This window comes from Paraburkholderia nodosa (assembly GCF_001718195.1).
In the GTDB taxonomy this organism is placed as follows: Bacteria; Pseudomonadota; Gammaproteobacteria; order Burkholderiales; family Burkholderiaceae; genus Paraburkholderia; species Paraburkholderia nodosa_A.
In genome coordinates, this window is sequence record NZ_MCNV01000003.1 from 296,884 (window position 1) to 312,285 (window position 15,402).

A 15,402-nucleotide genomic window follows, 5' to 3' on the forward strand; every position below is an offset into this window, starting at 1 on the left:
GCGCCGCCGCGCATTGACCGAGTCTTCCGCCGCCATGACCACCGCTTTTACCCCGTTCCCTCCCCTCGCCCAGCTCGCGGCCGATCTCGCCGCGGGCCGCACGACGAGCCGCGCGCTCGCCGAAGCCGCGCTCGAGCGCATCGCCGACCCGGCCGGCCAGGGCGCGACCGTCTTCACGGAGGTCGACGCCGAGCGCGTGCGCGCCACCGCCGACGCGCACGACCGCCTGCGCGCGTCCGGCACGGTGCTTTCGCCGCTCGCGGGCATCCCCGTCTCGGTGAAGGATCTTTTCGACGTGGCGGGCGAAGTCACGCGCGCGGGCTCCACGGCGCTCGCGAACGCGGCGCCCGCCAAAGAGGACGCCACCGCCGTCGCGCGGCTGCGCCATGCGGGCGCAGTGCTGGTCGGCCGCACCAACATGAGCGAATTCGCGTTCTCGGGGCTCGGCCTGAATCCGCACTACGGCACGCCGCTCTCGCCCTGGCGCCGCGGCGTGGCAGGCGACGCGCGCGTGGCGGGCGGCTCGTCCTCGGGCGCGGCGGCCTCGGTCGCGGACGGCATGGCCGCCGTCGCGCTCGGCACCGACACCGGCGGCTCCATTCGCATTCCCGCCGCGTTTTGCGGTCTCACGGGCTTCAAGCCCACCGCCGGGCGCATTCCGAAAACGGGCGGCGTGCCGCTCTCCACCACGCTCGACTCGTTTGGCCCGATCGGCAACACGGTGGCGTGCTGCGCGCTCACGGACCGCGTGCTCGCCGGGCTCGCGCCGCACGTGCCGGCCACGCGCCACCTCGAAGGCGTGCGCCTCGGCGTGCTGACCCACTACGTGACCGACGACGTGGACCCCGAAGTCGCGGAAACGATCGATACGGCGCTCAAGCATCTGGATGCCGCCGGCGCGATCGTGAGCGAAGTCCGCTTCGCCGCCTTCGAGCGCTTCGCCGAGATCAACCGCATCGGCTTCTCGCCGATGGAAGCGTATGCATGGCATCGCGAGCTGATTGCGAAGCATCGGGACCAGTACGACCCGCGCGTGCTGGTGCGCATCCTGAAGGGCGAGCACGCGACGGCCGTCGACTATCTGGATCTGATCGCCGCGCGCGCGTCGGTCATGGCCGAGGCGCAGGCTACGCTCTGGTCGCGCTTCGACGCCGTGATCGCGCCGACTGTCCCCATCGCGCCGCCGCCCGTCGCCCCGCTTGCCGCCGACGACGATGTCTTCGCGCGCACTAATGCACTCGTGCTGCGCAACCCGAGCGCGTTCAACTTCCTCGATGCCTGCGCGCTCTCGCTGCCATGCCACCACTACGGCGCAGCGCCAGTCGGGCTGATGCTCGCCGCCGCGCCCGACAACGATGACGCGCTGCTCGCCATTGGCCGCGGCGTCGAGGCCGTGCTCGCGCCGCTGCGCTGATTTGAGCGGAAATCGCTTGAGCCCCCCTGCGCGCGGGCAAGGACACGTCCGCGCCGCGCGCAACCTTCGCGCTAGAATCCCGTCACGCCGTCGCAGCCGCCCGTGCGCTGCGCCAGATAACCCGAACGAACGAGCCTCATGAACGACGATAACGCGCTGTTGCGCCGCGAGCGCGGCCTGCTGGTCCTCCTTGGCCTGATCTGCCTCGCGCTCCTGGGCGGCGCCCTGTACTTCCAGTATGTCGAGCATCAGGACCCGTGCCCGCTGTGTATCCTGGGGCGCTATTTCCTGATCCTGATTGCGGTCTTCGCCTTTCTCGGCGCGCGTATGACGAGCTGGCGCGGCGTGCGCGTGCTCGAAGCGCTCGTGGTGCTTTCGGCGGCAGGCGGCGCAGTCGCGTCCGCGAAGCTCGTCTGGGTGCAGGCGTTCCCCAACTACAGCTGCGGTTTCGACACGCTGCAGCCCATCGTCGATAGCCTGCCTTTCGCGCACTGGCTGCCCGGCGTGTTCAAGGTCCAGGGTCTTTGCGAAACCACCTATCCGCCGACGCTCGGCCTGACCATGCCGGTGTGGTCGCTGCTCGCCTTCATCATCGTGTTCCTGGCCGTGATCCTGAGCCTGTGGCGCAACCGGCGCCGCCAGGTGTCGTGGCCCGGCATCCGCCGCTGACCGGTCAAAGGGCGCACCGCGCCATTTCAGGCTCCGCCGGCTCTTCAAACGCTTGCGCCGCCCAGCCATCGGGCGGCCCGCCCGCCAGCGCGAGGCGAGCGTGAGCCTTGCACCGTAGCATCGAATCGCGCACGACTTGCGCACCTTCCCCGGCCATCCGGGCGCGATTGCCGCACGCAGCGGCGTTGCGCCGCCGTGCGCGCTGTGACGGCGTCATGACCCAAGTCACATAACCCCCATCTTGCGGGGGAAATACTTTCCTGCGGCAAGCGGTGCTATCTTCGGAACTGGATGGCGATCTACGTGCGCGAGGCCGGTGTTGGCGCGCCCCTCTCGTAACGCGCGCCTGATCCGCAATGTCCCCGGGTTCACCATGACAACGCAAACCATCCGCTTCCTCCACCGAGGCGCCGTGCACGAAGTGCGCGACCTGCCTCCCACGCGCACGGTGCTTCAGCATCTGCGCGAGGATCTGCATGCCTGCGGCACCAAGGAAGGCTGCGCGGAGGGCGACTGCGGCGCGTGCACGGTCGTCGTGGGTGAACTCGACAGCGAAGGTCATCTCGCGCTCAAGGCCGTCAACGCCTGCATCCAGTTCCTGCCGACCCTCGATGGACGCGCGCTCTATACCGTCGAAGACCTGCGCCAGCCGGACGGCGCACTGCACCCGGTCCAGCAGGCGATGGTCGATTGCCACGGCTCGCAGTGCGGCTTCTGCACGCCGGGCTTCGTCATGTCCATGTGGGCGCTTTACGAGAACCAGCCCATCGGTGCGGGCCTGCCGACCCGCGAGGAGATCAACGAGGCGCTCTCGGGCAACCTCTGCCGCTGCACCGGCTACCGGCCGATCATCGAAGCGTCGCTGCGCATGTTCGACGAAACCTGCCATGCACGCGTGGCGCTCGATCGCGCCCGCGTCGAAGCGCAGCTGCGCGCGCTGCAGCGCACCGGCACCTTCGAATATCGCGGCCCCGACGTGCGAGGCGCCGCGCACGGTGAAAGCACGCTCTACGCGCCGCGCACGCTCGCCGCGTTCGCGGCGCTGCGTGCCGCGCATCCTGACGCGCGGGTGCTCGCGGGCAGCACCGATATCGGCCTGTGGGTCACGAAGCAGTTCCGCGACTTGGGCGACCTCATCTACACCGGCAACGTCGCGGAACTGACGACCGTTTCGCGCGACGCGCAGACGCTCACGATCGGCGCGGCCGTCTCGCTCGAAGCTGCCTACGCCGCGCTCGCCATCGATTACCCCGAACTCGCGGAACTGTGGGCGCGCTTCGCCTCGCTGCCGATTCGCAATGCGGGGACGCTCGGCGGCAACGTCGCGAACGGCTCGCCGATCGGCGACTCCATGCCCGCGCTGCTCGCGCTCGATGCCACGCTCGTGCTGCGCCGCGCGGCGCACGTGCGCACGCTGCCGCTCGCGGCCTTCTACACGGGCTACCAGCAGAACGCGCTCGAAGCGGGCGAATTCGTCGAAGCGGTCCGCGTGCCGCGCCCCGCGCCGACACTGCGCTTTCGCACCTACAAGGTCTCGAAGCGCTACGACCAGGATATCTCGGCGGTGTGCGCCGCGTTCGCACTCGACGTGCGCGAGGACGGCACACTCGCGAGCGCACGTATCGCTTACGGCGGCATGGCCGCGATCCCGCAGCGCGCCGCGCTTGCCGAAGCCGCGCTCACCGGCGCACGCTGGGACGAGGCCAGTGCGCAGCGCGCGATGGATGCGCTCGCCACCGACTATCAGCCGCTCACTGACATGCGCGCGAGCGGTGCCTATCGCCTGAAGGTCGCGCGCAATCTGCTGTGGCGCTGCTGGCTCGAAACGCGCGACGAGGCCCCGCTCGCGCTGTGCGACGTCAACGCGTTCGCTTTCGCCGAAGGCGACGACGATGACCAGGGCACTGCAGCCGCGGGAGTCACGCCATGAACGATCAGGCCGAAGCGCTCGTCATGCGCCCGCAGCAAGGCGATGAGCACGCCCACGAGCGCGCGCTCGGCGCGCCGCTACCGCACGAATCCGCCGATGCCCACGTGAGCGGCGAGGCGCGCTACACCGACGACATTCCCGAACTGCACGGCACCGTGCACGCGGCGCTCGGCCTCGCGCGCCATGCGCACGCACGCATCGTCGCGCTGGATCTCGACCGTGTGCGCTCGTCGCCGGGCGTGCTTGCGGTGCTCACTGCCGCCGACATCCCCGGCGAGAACGACTGCGGCCCGGTCGTGCACGACGATCCGGTGCTCGCGAGCGACGTCGTGCAATATCTCGGGCAACCCGTGTTCGCGGTGATCGCCACGAGCCACGAGCTCGCACGCCGCGCTGCAGGGCTCGCCGCCAGCGAAGACGTCGTGCGCTACGCGCCGCTCGAACCCGTTCTCAGCATCGAAGAGGCGCGCACGCTCCAGCATTACGTGCTGCCCCCGCTGCGTCTCGTGCGCGGCGCACCCGATGCCGCGCTCGCCGCGGCGCCGCATCGCCTCGCGGGCACGTTTGCCGTGGGCGGCCAGGAGCAGTTCTATCTCGAAGGCCAGGTGGCCTACGCGCTCCCGCAGGAGCAGACAGGCATGCTCGTCTACAGCTCGACACAGCACCCGAGCGAAATGCAGCAGGTCGTCGCGCATACGCTCGGCTGGCCCGCGCATCGCGTGAGTTGCGAATGCCGGCGCATGGGCGGCGGCTTCGGCGGCAAGGAATCGCAGTCGGCGCTGTTCGCGTGCGTCGCCGCGCTCGCGGCGCACAAGCTGCAGCGCCCCGTGAAGCTGCGCGCCGATCGCGACGACGACTTCATGATCACCGGCAAGCGCCACGACGCGCTCTACACCTACGAGGCGGGCTACGACGACGCAGGACGGCTGCTCGGCGCGCGCGTCGAGATCGCGCTGCGCGCGGGCTATTCGGCCGATCTTTCGGGCGCGGTCGCCACGCGCGCGGTATGTCACTTCGACAACGCCTACTTTCTTTCGGATGTCGAAATCGTCGCGCTCTGCTGCAAGACGAACACGCAGTCGAACACCGCGTTTCGCGGCTTCGGCGGCCCGCAAGGCGCGCTCGTGATGGAGGTGATGCTCGACGAGATCGCGCGCGCACTGGGCCGCGATCCGCTCGATGTGCGGCGCGCGAACTATTACGGCATCGGCGAGCGTGATGTCACGCCGTACGGCCAGCGCGTGGAGGACAACGTGCTCGCGCCGCTGACCGACGAACTGCTTGCGTCGAGCCGCTATCACGAGCGCCGCGTGGCCATCGCCGCATACAACCGCACGAGCCCCGTGCTCAAGCGCGGCCTGGCGCTCACGCCGGTCAAGTTCGGCATCTCGTTCAACGTGCCGCATCTGAACCAGGCGGGCGCGCTCGTGCATGTGTACCGCGACGGCTCGGTGCTCGTGAACCACGGCGGCACCGAAATGGGCCAGGGGCTCAACACCAAGGTCGCGCAGGTCGTGGCGGGCACGCTCGGCTTGCCGCTCGCACGCGTGCGCGTGAGCGCCGCCGATACCTCGAAGGTCGCCAATACGTCGGCGACGGCCGCCTCCACGGGCAGCGACCTCAACGGCAAGGCCGCCGAAGACGCAGCGCTCACGATCCGCGCGCGCCTCGCGGCCTTCGCGGCGGCGCAATACGGCGGCTCGCCCGAAGACGTCGCGTTCGAAGATGGCCAGGTGCGAGCGAACGGTAAGGCGATTGCGTTTGGCGAATTCGTCGAACTCGCCTACATGAAGCGTGTGCAACTGTGGTCCGATGGCTTCTACGCCACGCCCAAAGTGCATTGGGACGCACGCACGCTGACCGGCCATCCGTTCTACTACTTCGCCTATGGCGCGGCGGTATCCGAAGTGGTCGTCGATACGCTCACGGGTGAATGGAAGCTCGTGCGCGCCGACGTGCTGCACGACGCGGGCCAGTCGATCAATCCGGCCATCGACCTCGGCCAGGTGGAAGGCGGCTTCATCCAGGGCATGGGCTGGCTCACCACCGAGGAGCTTTGGTGGAACCGCGACGGGCGGCTCATGACGCATGCGCCGTCCACCTACAAGATTCCGGCGGTGAGCGACACGCCCGAGGCGTTCGACGTGAGGCTCTATCGCAGCGGCGGCAACGACAACGTGGAACCGACGGTGTTCCGCTCGAAGGCCGTGGGCGAACCGCCCCTGCTGTTGCCGTTCTCGGTGTTTCTCGCGATTCGCGAGGCCGTGGGCGCGGCGGTGCCCGAGGCGCGCGAGGCCGCGCCGCTGCGTGCGCCCGCGACGCCTGAAGCGATTCTCGATGCGTTGGACGCGCTGCAGGCAAACAGCCGCAAAATGAACTGACCGCGCGAACCGGGCGGCGCTTCGCACACTCCAACCGCGAAGCGCCGCGCGCGCGAGGCCACGAAGATAAACCGGCGGCACAGGCAAGAACGTGCCGCCCCGTAGGGAGAAGCGCCAGATGCAAACCTGGCTTTCCGATCTGCAGCAACTGCTCGCGCACGGCGACGCCGCCGTGCTGGTCACCGTTGCGCGCGTCGAGGGATCGGCGCCGCGCGAGGCCGGCACGAAGATGATCGTCACGCGCGAAGCGGCCCGCCACACCATCGGCGGCGGCCACCTCGAATGGAAGGCCATCGAAATCGCGCGCCAGGTGCTGCGCGACGGCATGCGCACGCCGCACGCGCGGCGCCTCGAGCGTCTCGCGCTCGGGCCGAGCCTCGGCCAGTGCTGCGGCGGCGCCGTGGTGCTCGCGTTCGAGCGCCTCGACGTGGCCGACCTCGGCTGGCTCGCCACGCTCGCGCGCCGCCTCGCGGCAGGCGCGTCGACCGTGCGTAGCGTATCATTTCGCTCCTCGCGGAACGGGAGCCCGGAGGGCGAAGGCACCGCGGCCGATCCGGCCATGCTGTCCGAGCCGGAACCGGGCGTGGAAGCGCCCGACTGCCTGCTTTGGGAAACGGGCGGCGCGCTGCTCCTGACCGAAACCATCGCGCCGAACGACTTTCCCGTCGTGCTGTTCGGCGCGGGCCATGTGGGCGCGGCCCTCGTGCGTGTGCTCGGCACGCTGCCCTGCCGCGTGCTGTGGGTCGATGAGCGCGACGCGGCGTTTCCGACGCCCGAGGCGTTCGCGCTGCTGAACGCGCCCAACGTGGCGATCGACGCCAACGACGCGCCCGACGAAGCCGTCGACACGGCCCCGCCCGGCACGAGCTTCATCGTGATGACGCACGATCATTCGCGCGACCTCGATCTCGCCGAGCGCATCCTGCGCCGCGGCGACTTCGTGTTCTTCGGCATGATCGGCTCGCACACGAAGCGCAAGCAGTTCGAGCACCGGCTCGCCGCGCGCGGCATCGATCCCATGCAGATCGCGCGCATGCACTGCCCGCTCGGCGTGGACGGTATCGTCGACAAGTCGCCCGAAGTCATCGCCGTGTCGGCCGCCGCGCAACTGCTGCAGGCGATCGAAGCGGCGAAGCGGGCGAGCGCGGCGCATGCCCCCGCCACCCATTCCGCGTGATGTCAAACACTGAAGAACCCATCAGCGAATCGAACCTAACATGACGATCACGACTACCGCGAACACCGCCGCCAACGCCAAGGCGCTCGTCGAAAAGGCCGCCAATGCGCCGAAGGCCGAGCTGCACATCCATATCGAAGGCTCGCTCGAACCCGAGCTGATCTTCGCGCTCGCGCAGCGCAACAACGTGAAGCTCGCCTACGACTCGATCGACGCGCTGCGCGCCGCCTACGCGTTCACCGACCTGCAGTCGTTCCTCGACATCTACTACGCGGGCGCGAGCGTGCTGCTCTCGGAGCAGGACTTCTACGACATGACGATGGCGTACTGCGAGCGCGCGCTCGCCGACAACGTCGTGCACACCGAAATTTTCTTCGATCCGCAAACGCACACCGAACGCGGCGTGCCGATCGAAACCGTGGTCGCGGGCATCGACCGTGCGCTTGGCGACGCCGAAAAGCGCGGCCTCACGAGCAAGCTGATCCTGTGCTTCCTGCGCCACCTGAGCGAAGCCGATGCGCTCGCCACCTTTGAAGCCGCGCGCCCGCTGTTCGAGCGCTATGCGCGCCTGATCGGCGTGGGCCTCGACTCGTCGGAGCGCGGTCATCCGCCTTCGAAATTCGAGCGCGTGTTCGAGAAGGCGCGGGCGTTGGGGCTGAAGCTCGTCGCGCACGCAGGCGAGGAAGGTCCGCCCTCCTACATTTACGAAGCGCTCGACCTGCTCAAGGTCGACCGCGTCGATCACGGCGTGCGCAGCATCGAAGACGCGGCGCTCGTCACGCGTCTGGCCGACACGCGCGTGGCGCTCACGGTGTGCCCGCTCTCGAACACCAAGCTGTGCGTGTTCGACGACATGACGCAGCACACGCTCAAGGCCCTGCTCGACAAGGGCGTCGCAGTGACCGTCAATTCCGACGATCCCGCCTACTTCGGCGGCTACGTCAACGAGAACTACCGCGCCATCATCGAAGCGCTCGAGCTCGACGACGACGAGGTGTACACGATCCTGCGCAACGGCTTCGAGGCGTCGTTCGTCACGCCCGAAGAGCGCGCCGCGCTGATCGCGAAGCTCGACGCGAACTGGCGTCGCGCAACGGCTTAAGCGTCGACTCAGGCGCAAACTGAAAAGCGGACTCGTCCGCACAGCAAGCCCCAGCCCGGGCTGTCACACGAATCCGGTCCAGCGCGCGAGCGCCGGACCGTGGGCCCTCGCGCGTGCCCTTCTGGCATGGGACCAGAGTAAGCGCTGAAGCGCCAACTCTGGTCGACACGTTTTCAGGAGCGGCACGCGTCATGCGGGGCATGCATTGGACGAATACCTGAATTTTTCGGAGACGAAGTTCCCATGACTCAAACGGCTTACCGCGCGAAACTGTTGACGTTCACAGGCGACCCTGCGCAATCGTCCGACGCCGCTGTCTTTGACGAGGACGGCGTCGTGATCGTCGAAGACGGCCACGTGGTCGCCTCGGGCGCGTGGTCCGCGCTCAAGTCGCGCGTCGATGAAAACGCGACGGTCCACAATCTGCGCGACAAGCTGATCGTGCCGGGCTTCATCGACACGCACATCCACTACCCGCAGACGGACATGATCGCCTCGCCCGCGCCGGGTCTGCTGCCGTGGCTGAACACATACACGTTCCCGACCGAGCGCGGCTTCGAAAACGAAGCGGTGGCGCAGGACACGGCGCGCTTTTTCGTCGACGAGCTGCTCGCCTGCGGCACGACTACGGCGCTCGTGTACTGCACCGTCCACAAGCAGTCCGCCGACGCGCTCTTTACCGCGAGCGAAGCGAAGAACCTGCGCATGGTCGCGGGCAAGGTGCTGATGGACCGCCATTGCCCCGAGTTCCTGCGCGACACGCCGCAAACGGGCTACGACGACAGCGCCGAGCTGATCGGGCGCTGGCACAACCGCGGGCGCCAGATGTATGCGCTTACGCCGCGCTTCGCGCCCACTTCGACCGAAGCGCAGCTCGAAGCGTGCGGCGCGCTCGCGAAGGCGCATGGCGATATCTTCATCCAGAGCCACGTGGCCGAAAACCCGGACGAGGTGAAGTGGGTCAAGGAACTGTTCCCGGGTCATCGCAGCTACCTCGACGTGTACGATCACTACGGACTCCTGCGCAAGCGGGCCGTGTATGGCCACTGCATCTGGCTCGACGATGAAGACCGCCGCCGCATGGCGCATACGGGTACCGTCGCCGCGCACTGCCCGACCTCGAACCTGTTCCTCGGCAGCGGTCTGTTCGACTTCGACAAGGCGGGCGAATCGTCGATGCCCGTCACGCTCGCCACCGACGTGGGCGGCGGCACCTCGTTCTCCATGCTGCAAACCATGAACGAGGCGCACAAGGTCGCGCGCATGGGCGGCCACCACCTCACGGCCACGCGCATGTTCTGGCTCGCGACCGCGGGCGCGGCGCAGGCGCTCGATCTCGCCGACAAGATCGGCACGCTCGCGCCCGGCAGCGAAGCGGACTTCGTCGTGCTCGATGCGCAGGCCACGCCGCTGCTCGCGCGGCGCACGGCGCGCGCCGAATCGCTCGAGGAGTTGCTGTTCGCGCTCGCCCTGCTCGGCGACGACCGCGCCGTGTTCGAGACCTACGCGGCAGGCAAGCGCGTGCACAGCCGCGACGGCGCGCGGCGCTGAAGGCCCCGCCCGGCGCGGGTTACAGGAAAAAGCGTCAGACTGCAATCCGCGCCTGGGCGCCGGATACGAGGCCCGGCGCGTCGCTTACTGGGCGGGCACGACGATACGTGCCTATTTCGCCGGCGCGTTCCCCGTCGCGGCCGCCCCGCCCTGCCCCGCACCCGCCGGGGCCGCGGCTGTCTCGTTCGGCGCGCCGCCGTTCTTGCCGACCGGGATCTTGACCTCCGTGACCGTGCCATTGGCCAGCGGGAAATTCCCCAGCGCGCTCTGCACGAGAAATGGCATTACGCGCACGAGCGAGGGATCGTCGCCCGAGGTGCGCGCCTGCACGTTATAGATCTCCTTGCCGCTCGCCTTTTCCGTGATGCGAATGCCGAGCGCATGCGAATACACCGGATAGCTCTGGTTCACGTATGCGGGCTGATACGGTCCCCACGCGCCCCACGGGTTCCACGGTCCCCAGTACGGGCCCGGCCAGGGGTTGTAGAACACGGGCTGCGCGACCGTCACCGTGTCGGTGCGGCTGCCGTAGGCGAGGCCCACGAGATAGCGCGCCTGCGGCTCGGGCACGAGGCGGAACGCGTGCATGGCGAGCCCGTTGGCCACGAACTGCTCGTAGGTGCTCTGCTCGATGCTCTGGTTCTGCTCGGGGCTGCGTTTGAACGCGAAGGTGCGCGTGGCGTCGCTGCCGCCGTCCCATGCGGAGAAGGCGGTCACCTGGCTCGTCACGTACGTCGTGCAGCCGGAGAGCGTGAGAGCGAGCGCCGCCAGCATCAGGAGGGCGCGGCGGGTCCATCTGTCGTGCATCATGGTCTTCTCATAGCAGTGTTGCTTCAGTTGGAAAAGTGCAGTCGTGGGGGCCGCTCTCTCCGATACGATCGTTGCGCCGCGCTTATTCCGTATCCGCTCCGTGCGCATTGCGCGCCGGTCGTGTCTTGTTTTGCGCTCCGCCAGCCGCGCGGCAGGGCCTGATCATACTGACTCGCGGCCCGGCGCGAAAGTTCGGCAGCCGTGCCCCGACGGACAAAGCGGCCCGAGCCTTTGTACAATGGGGCGATCCGCCGCGCTCCCGCGACGGCAGGCAGCGCCCGCGGGCGCACACGCCGCCGCGGCCGGCCCATTCGATCAACACCGAGCGATCCCCCCCGATCCGACCCGCCCCTATCCAGACCATGTCCGATACCGCCACGCCCACCGTGATCCGCCGCGAAGACTACGCGCCGCCCGCGTTTCTGATCGATACCGTCGACCTCGAATTCGACCTCGTGCCCGAGCGCACGATCGTCAAGAGCACGTTGCGCGTGCGTCGCAATCCCGACGCGCAGCCCACCGCGCATCTCGAACTCATGGGCGAGCAACTCGAATTCATCGGCGCGGCGATCGACGGCAAGCCTTGCGCGAATGTGCGCGCACACGAACACGGGCTCACGATCGAGAACGTGCCCGAAGCTTTCGAGCTCACGCTCACCGGCGCGTGCGCGCCCGCCGCCAACACCACGCTCTCGGGCCTGTACGTGTCGAGCGGCAACTTCTTCACGCAATGCGAAGCCGAAGGCTTTCGCCGCATCACCTGGTTCCTCGACCGGCCCGACGTGATGGCGACGTACACGGTGACGCTGCGCGCAGACAAGACCGCCTACCCGGTGCTGCTCTCGAACGGCAACCTGATCGCCGAAGGCGAGCTGCCCGACGGCCGTCACTATGCGAAATGGGAAGACCCGTTCCGCAAACCGAGCTATCTGTTCGCGCTCGTGGCGGGCAAGCTCGTGGCGCTGGAAGAGCGCATCCAGAGCGGCTCGGGCAAGGAAAAGCTGCTGCAGGTCTGGGTCGAGCCGCACGATCTCGACAAGACGCGCCACGCCATGGACTCGCTCGTCCACTCGATCCACTGGGACGAGCAGCGCTTTGGCCTCGAGCTCGATCTCGACCGCTTCATGATCGTCGCCGTGAGCGACTTCAACATGGGCGCGATGGAGAACAAGGGGCTCAACATCTTCAACACGAAGTACGTGCTCGCGAATCCGGAAACGGCCACCGATGTCGACTTCGCCAACATCGAGGCCGTGGTCGGCCACGAGTACTTTCACAACTGGACCGGCAACCGCGTGACCTGCCGCGACTGGTTCCAGCTGAGCCTGAAGGAAGGCCTCACGGTGTTCCGCGACCAGGAGTTCTCGGCAGCGATGTCGGGCGGCGACGAGAACGAAGCGGCGCGCGCGACCAAACGCATCGAAGACGTGCGCGTGCTGCGCCAGATGCAGTTCGCCGAAGACGCAGGCCCGATGGCGCATCCAGTGCGCCCCGAGAGCTACGTCGAGATCAACAACTTCTACACGATGACCGTCTACGAAAAGGGCGCGGAAGTCGTGCGGATGTATCAAACGCTGCTCGGCCGCGATGGCTTCCGCAAAGGCATGGACCTGTACTTCCAGCGCCACGACGGCCAGGCCGTGACCTGCGACGACTTCCGCCACGCCATGGCCGACGCCAATGGCCGCGACCTCGCGCAGTTCGAGCGCTGGTACAGCCAGGCGGGCACGCCGCGCGTGAGCGTGAGCACGAGCTATGACGAGGGCACGCGCTGCTACAGCGTGACGCTCACGCAGGGCTACGCCAACGGTTCGCCCGCCGCGCGCGAAACGCAGAAGGGCCCGCTGCACATTCCGTTTGCGATCGGCCTGATCGGCCCGGACGGCGCGGACCTGCCGCTGCGCCTCGAAGGCGAAGCCGCCGCGCACGGCACGACGCGCGTGCTGGAGTTGACCGACACACAGCAGACCTTCACGTTCGCCGATGTGATGGCCAAGCCCCTGCCCTCGCTGCTGCGCAACTTCTCGGCGCCGGTCATCGTCGACTACGACTACGGCAACGACGAACTCGCGTTCCTGCTCGCGCACGACAGCGATGCGTTCAACCGTTGGGAAGCGGGCCAGCGCCTCGCCACGCGCGAACTGCTCGCGCTCGCCGGGCGCGCCGCCGCGGGCCAGCCGCTCGACATCAACGACGCGCTCGTCGATGCCTTCCGCCGCGTGCTGACCGACGAATCGCTCTCGCCGTCGTTCCGCGAGCTTGCGCTCATGCTGCCTTCGGAAACGTATCTCGCCGAGCAGATGACCGAATCCGATCCGGCCGCCGTGCATGCCGCGCGCCAGTTCGTGCGCAAGCAACTGGCAACGGCGCTGCAAGGCGAATGGCTCGCGGCCTATGAGCGCAATGTCACGCCTGGCGCGTACGAGCCGACGCCCGAGGCGGCCGGGCACCGCGGGTTGAAGAACCTCGCGCTCTCGTATCTCCCGGAACTCGACGACTCCGCGCAAGCGGTACGGCTCGCCACGGCGCAGTACGACGCCGCGAACAACATGACCGACCGTTCGGCGGCGCTTTCCGCGCTGTTGAACGTGCAGGCGGCCACGGGCGGCGACGTCGCGCGCCGCGCGCTCGAAGACTTCTACGTGCGCTTCGAGAAGGAACCGCTCGTGATCGACAAGTGGTTCGCGCTGCAAGCCACGCAACGGGGCACTGCGCAACGCCCGACCATCGAAACGGTGCGCGCGCTGATGGGCCACCCGGCGTTCAACATCAAGAACCCGAACCGCGCACGCTCGCTGATCTTCAGTTTCTGCGCGGCGAACCCCGCGCAGTTCCATGCCGCCGACGGATCGGGCTACGCGTTCTGGGCCGACCAGGTGATCGCGCTCGACGCGCTCAATCCGCAGGTCGCGGCGCGCCTCGCCCGCAATCTCGAACTGTGGCGCCGCTTCACGCCCGCACTGCGTGACGCGATGCGAGCGGCGCTGGAGCGCGTCGCCGCCGAAGCCAAATCGCGCGATGTACGCGAGATCGTCGAAAAAGCGCTGGCTTGATCAGACGAAACATAGCGATTGGGCGAACAACGCGCGGCGGCCGGGCAGCGCCGCGCGGCGACACACGAACCGGCCTTCGCGCCGGTTTTTTTGCGCATTTTTTCACGATTATTTTTGGCGGGGTGAAGCGACCCGTCGCCGCGCGAAAAGCCGCTCCAGCAAGCCCAGCGGCGCCCCGGCGCTTTATTTTGCGTGGCTGTGCGGCGGGCGGTCACAGTCGAGCGGGTAGAATTGCGACATCCCTAAGCGTATCCGGAGTACTGCAATGGCTTTGCAACGTCGCACCACCCTCACCAAGTACCTGATCGAGCAGCAGCGCCAGCACAGCAACCTGCCCGCCGACCTGCGTCTTCTGATCGAAGTCGTCGCGCGCGCGTGCAAGGCGATCAGCTTCAACGTCAGCAAGGGCGCGCTCGGTGACGCCCTCGGCACGGCCGGCAGCGAGAACGTCCAGGGCGAAGTGCAGAAGAACCTCGACATCCTCTCGAACGAAATCCTGCTCGACGCCAACGAATGGGGCGGCAACCTCGCCGCGATGGCCTCGGAGGAAATGGAAACGTTCTTCCCGATTCCGGCCAACTATCCGAAGGGCGAATACCTGCTCGTGTTCGATCCGCTCGACGGCTCGTCGAACATCGACGTGAACGTGTCGATCGGCACGATCTTCTCGGTGCTGCGCTGCCCGGACGGCCAGCAGGCAACCGAGGAATCGTTCCTGCAGCCCGGCACGAAGCAGGTCGCCGCAGGCTACGCCGTGTACGGCCCGCAAACGGTGCTCGTGCTCACGACCGGCCACGGCGTGAACTGCTTCACGCTCGACCGTGAACTGGGCTCGTGGGTGCTCACGCAAAGCGACATGCGCATCCCGGAAGAGACGCGCGAATACGCGATCAATGCGTCGAACGCACGCCACTGGTATGAGCCGGTGCAGAAGTACATCGGCGAGCTGAACGCCGGCAAGGACGGCGCGCGCGGCGAGAACTTCAACATGCGCTGGATTGCCTCGATGGTCGCGGACGTGCACCGCATTCTGAACCGCGGCGGCATCTTCATGTACCCGGCCGACAAGCGCGATCCGTCCAAGCCCGGCAAGCTGCGCCTGATGTACGAAGCGAACCCGATGTCGTTCATCGTCGAACAGGCGGGCGGCATGGCGACCAACGGCGAAGAGCGCATTCTCGACATCCAGCCGAAGAGCCTGCATGAGCGCGTTGCCGTGTTCCTCGGCTCGAAGAGCGAGGTCGAGCGCGTCACGCGCTACCACCACGAAGCGAAAAAATGAAAAAAGAGGAGGGAAGGGCTTGCATAGTTCGCG

The 15,402-nt window shown here is 67.8% G+C and carries 10 protein-coding genes; 9 read left to right on the top strand and 1 reads right to left on the bottom strand.

Going from position 1 to position 15,402, the window contains the following annotated elements:
* The first annotated feature begins 34 nt into the window (after positions 1–34).
* The 7 genes from BFD71_RS07610 (at position 35) to guaD (ending at position 10,224) form a co-directional block, all read left to right on the top strand.
* Positions 35–1,414: an amidase gene (locus tag BFD71_RS07610; protein WP_069262659.1), complete on the top strand. Its 1,380-nt coding sequence runs from the start codon at positions 35–37 to the stop codon at positions 1,412–1,414.
* 138 nt (positions 1,415–1,552) lie between these two features.
* Positions 1,553–2,083 carry a disulfide bond formation protein B gene (locus tag BFD71_RS07615; RefSeq protein ID WP_069262660.1) on the top strand — a complete coding sequence of 177 codons (531 nt, stop codon included), beginning with the start codon at positions 1,553–1,555 and terminating at the stop codon, positions 2,081–2,083.
* A 373-nt stretch (positions 2,084–2,456) separates the two neighbouring features.
* Complete coding sequence (gene xdhA / locus BFD71_RS07620; RefSeq protein ID WP_069262661.1) at positions 2,457–4,013, top strand: xanthine dehydrogenase small subunit; 1,557 nt, start codon at positions 2,457–2,459, stop codon at positions 4,011–4,013.
* A gap of 23 nt (positions 4,014–4,036) precedes the next feature.
* Complete coding sequence (xdhB, locus tag BFD71_RS07625; protein WP_370684260.1) at positions 4,037–6,394, top strand: xanthine dehydrogenase molybdopterin binding subunit; 2,358 nt, start codon at positions 4,037–4,039, stop codon at positions 6,392–6,394.
* A 118-nt stretch (positions 6,395–6,512) separates the two neighbouring features.
* On the top strand, positions 6,513–7,571 hold the full coding sequence (xdhC, locus tag BFD71_RS07630; protein WP_069262663.1) for a xanthine dehydrogenase accessory protein XdhC: 1,059 nt from the start codon (positions 6,513–6,515) through the stop codon (positions 7,569–7,571).
* Between the two features lie 40 nt (positions 7,572–7,611).
* A complete protein-coding gene (locus tag BFD71_RS07635; protein ID WP_083245121.1) occupies positions 7,612–8,673 on the top strand; it encodes an adenosine deaminase in 1,062 nt (353 codons plus the stop codon).
* 243 nt (positions 8,674–8,916) lie between these two features.
* A complete protein-coding gene (gene guaD, locus BFD71_RS07640) occupies positions 8,917–10,224 on the top strand; it encodes a guanine deaminase (protein ID WP_069262664.1) in 1,308 nt (435 codons plus the stop codon).
* 111 nt (positions 10,225–10,335) lie between these two features.
* On the opposite strand, the gene BFD71_RS07645 is transcribed toward guaD, so the two are convergent.
* The gene (locus tag BFD71_RS07645) at positions 10,336–11,034 is read right to left on the bottom strand and encodes a DUF4136 domain-containing protein (RefSeq protein WP_069262665.1); all 699 of its coding nucleotides are present in this window, start codon (positions 11,032–11,034) and stop codon (positions 10,336–10,338) included.
* Between the two features lie 362 nt (positions 11,035–11,396).
* Here BFD71_RS07645 and pepN point away from each other — a divergent pair, with 362 nt between their 5' ends.
* Together pepN and BFD71_RS07655 are read left to right on the top strand one after the other, a co-directional pair.
* The gene (pepN, locus tag BFD71_RS07650) at positions 11,397–14,087 is read left to right on the top strand and encodes an aminopeptidase N (RefSeq protein ID WP_069262666.1); all 2,691 of its coding nucleotides are present in this window, start codon (positions 11,397–11,399) and stop codon (positions 14,085–14,087) included.
* Between the two features lie 265 nt (positions 14,088–14,352).
* Positions 14,353–15,369: a class 1 fructose-bisphosphatase gene (locus tag BFD71_RS07655; RefSeq protein WP_069262667.1), complete on the top strand. Its 1,017-nt coding sequence runs from the start codon at positions 14,353–14,355 to the stop codon at positions 15,367–15,369.
* Positions 15,370–15,402: the final 33 nt, after the last annotated feature.

Excerpts from the sequence above, each read along its gene's own strand:
- xdhB (WP_370684260.1), top strand. The coding sequence starts at position 4,037 with ATGCGCCCGCAGCAAGGCGATGAGCACGCCCACGAGCGCGCGCTCGGC.
- BFD71_RS07645 (WP_069262665.1), bottom strand. The coding sequence starts at position 11,034 with ATGATGCACGACAGATGGACCCGCCGCGCCCTCCTGATGCTGGCGGCG.
- guaD (WP_069262664.1), top strand. The coding sequence starts at position 8,917 with ATGACTCAAACGGCTTACCGCGCGAAACTGTTGACGTTCACAGGCGAC.
- pepN (WP_069262666.1), top strand. The coding sequence starts at position 11,397 with ATGTCCGATACCGCCACGCCCACCGTGATCCGCCGCGAAGACTACGCG.
- xdhC (WP_069262663.1), top strand. The coding sequence starts at position 6,513 with ATGCAAACCTGGCTTTCCGATCTGCAGCAACTGCTCGCGCACGGCGAC.
- xdhA (WP_069262661.1), top strand. The coding sequence starts at position 2,457 with ATGACAACGCAAACCATCCGCTTCCTCCACCGAGGCGCCGTGCACGAA.
- BFD71_RS07655 (WP_069262667.1), top strand. The coding sequence starts at position 14,353 with ATGGCTTTGCAACGTCGCACCACCCTCACCAAGTACCTGATCGAGCAG.
- BFD71_RS07635 (WP_083245121.1), top strand. The coding sequence starts at position 7,612 with ATGACGATCACGACTACCGCGAACACCGCCGCCAACGCCAAGGCGCTC.
- BFD71_RS07615 (WP_069262660.1), top strand. The coding sequence starts at position 1,553 with ATGAACGACGATAACGCGCTGTTGCGCCGCGAGCGCGGCCTGCTGGTC.
- BFD71_RS07610 (WP_069262659.1), top strand. The coding sequence starts at position 35 with ATGACCACCGCTTTTACCCCGTTCCCTCCCCTCGCCCAGCTCGCGGCC.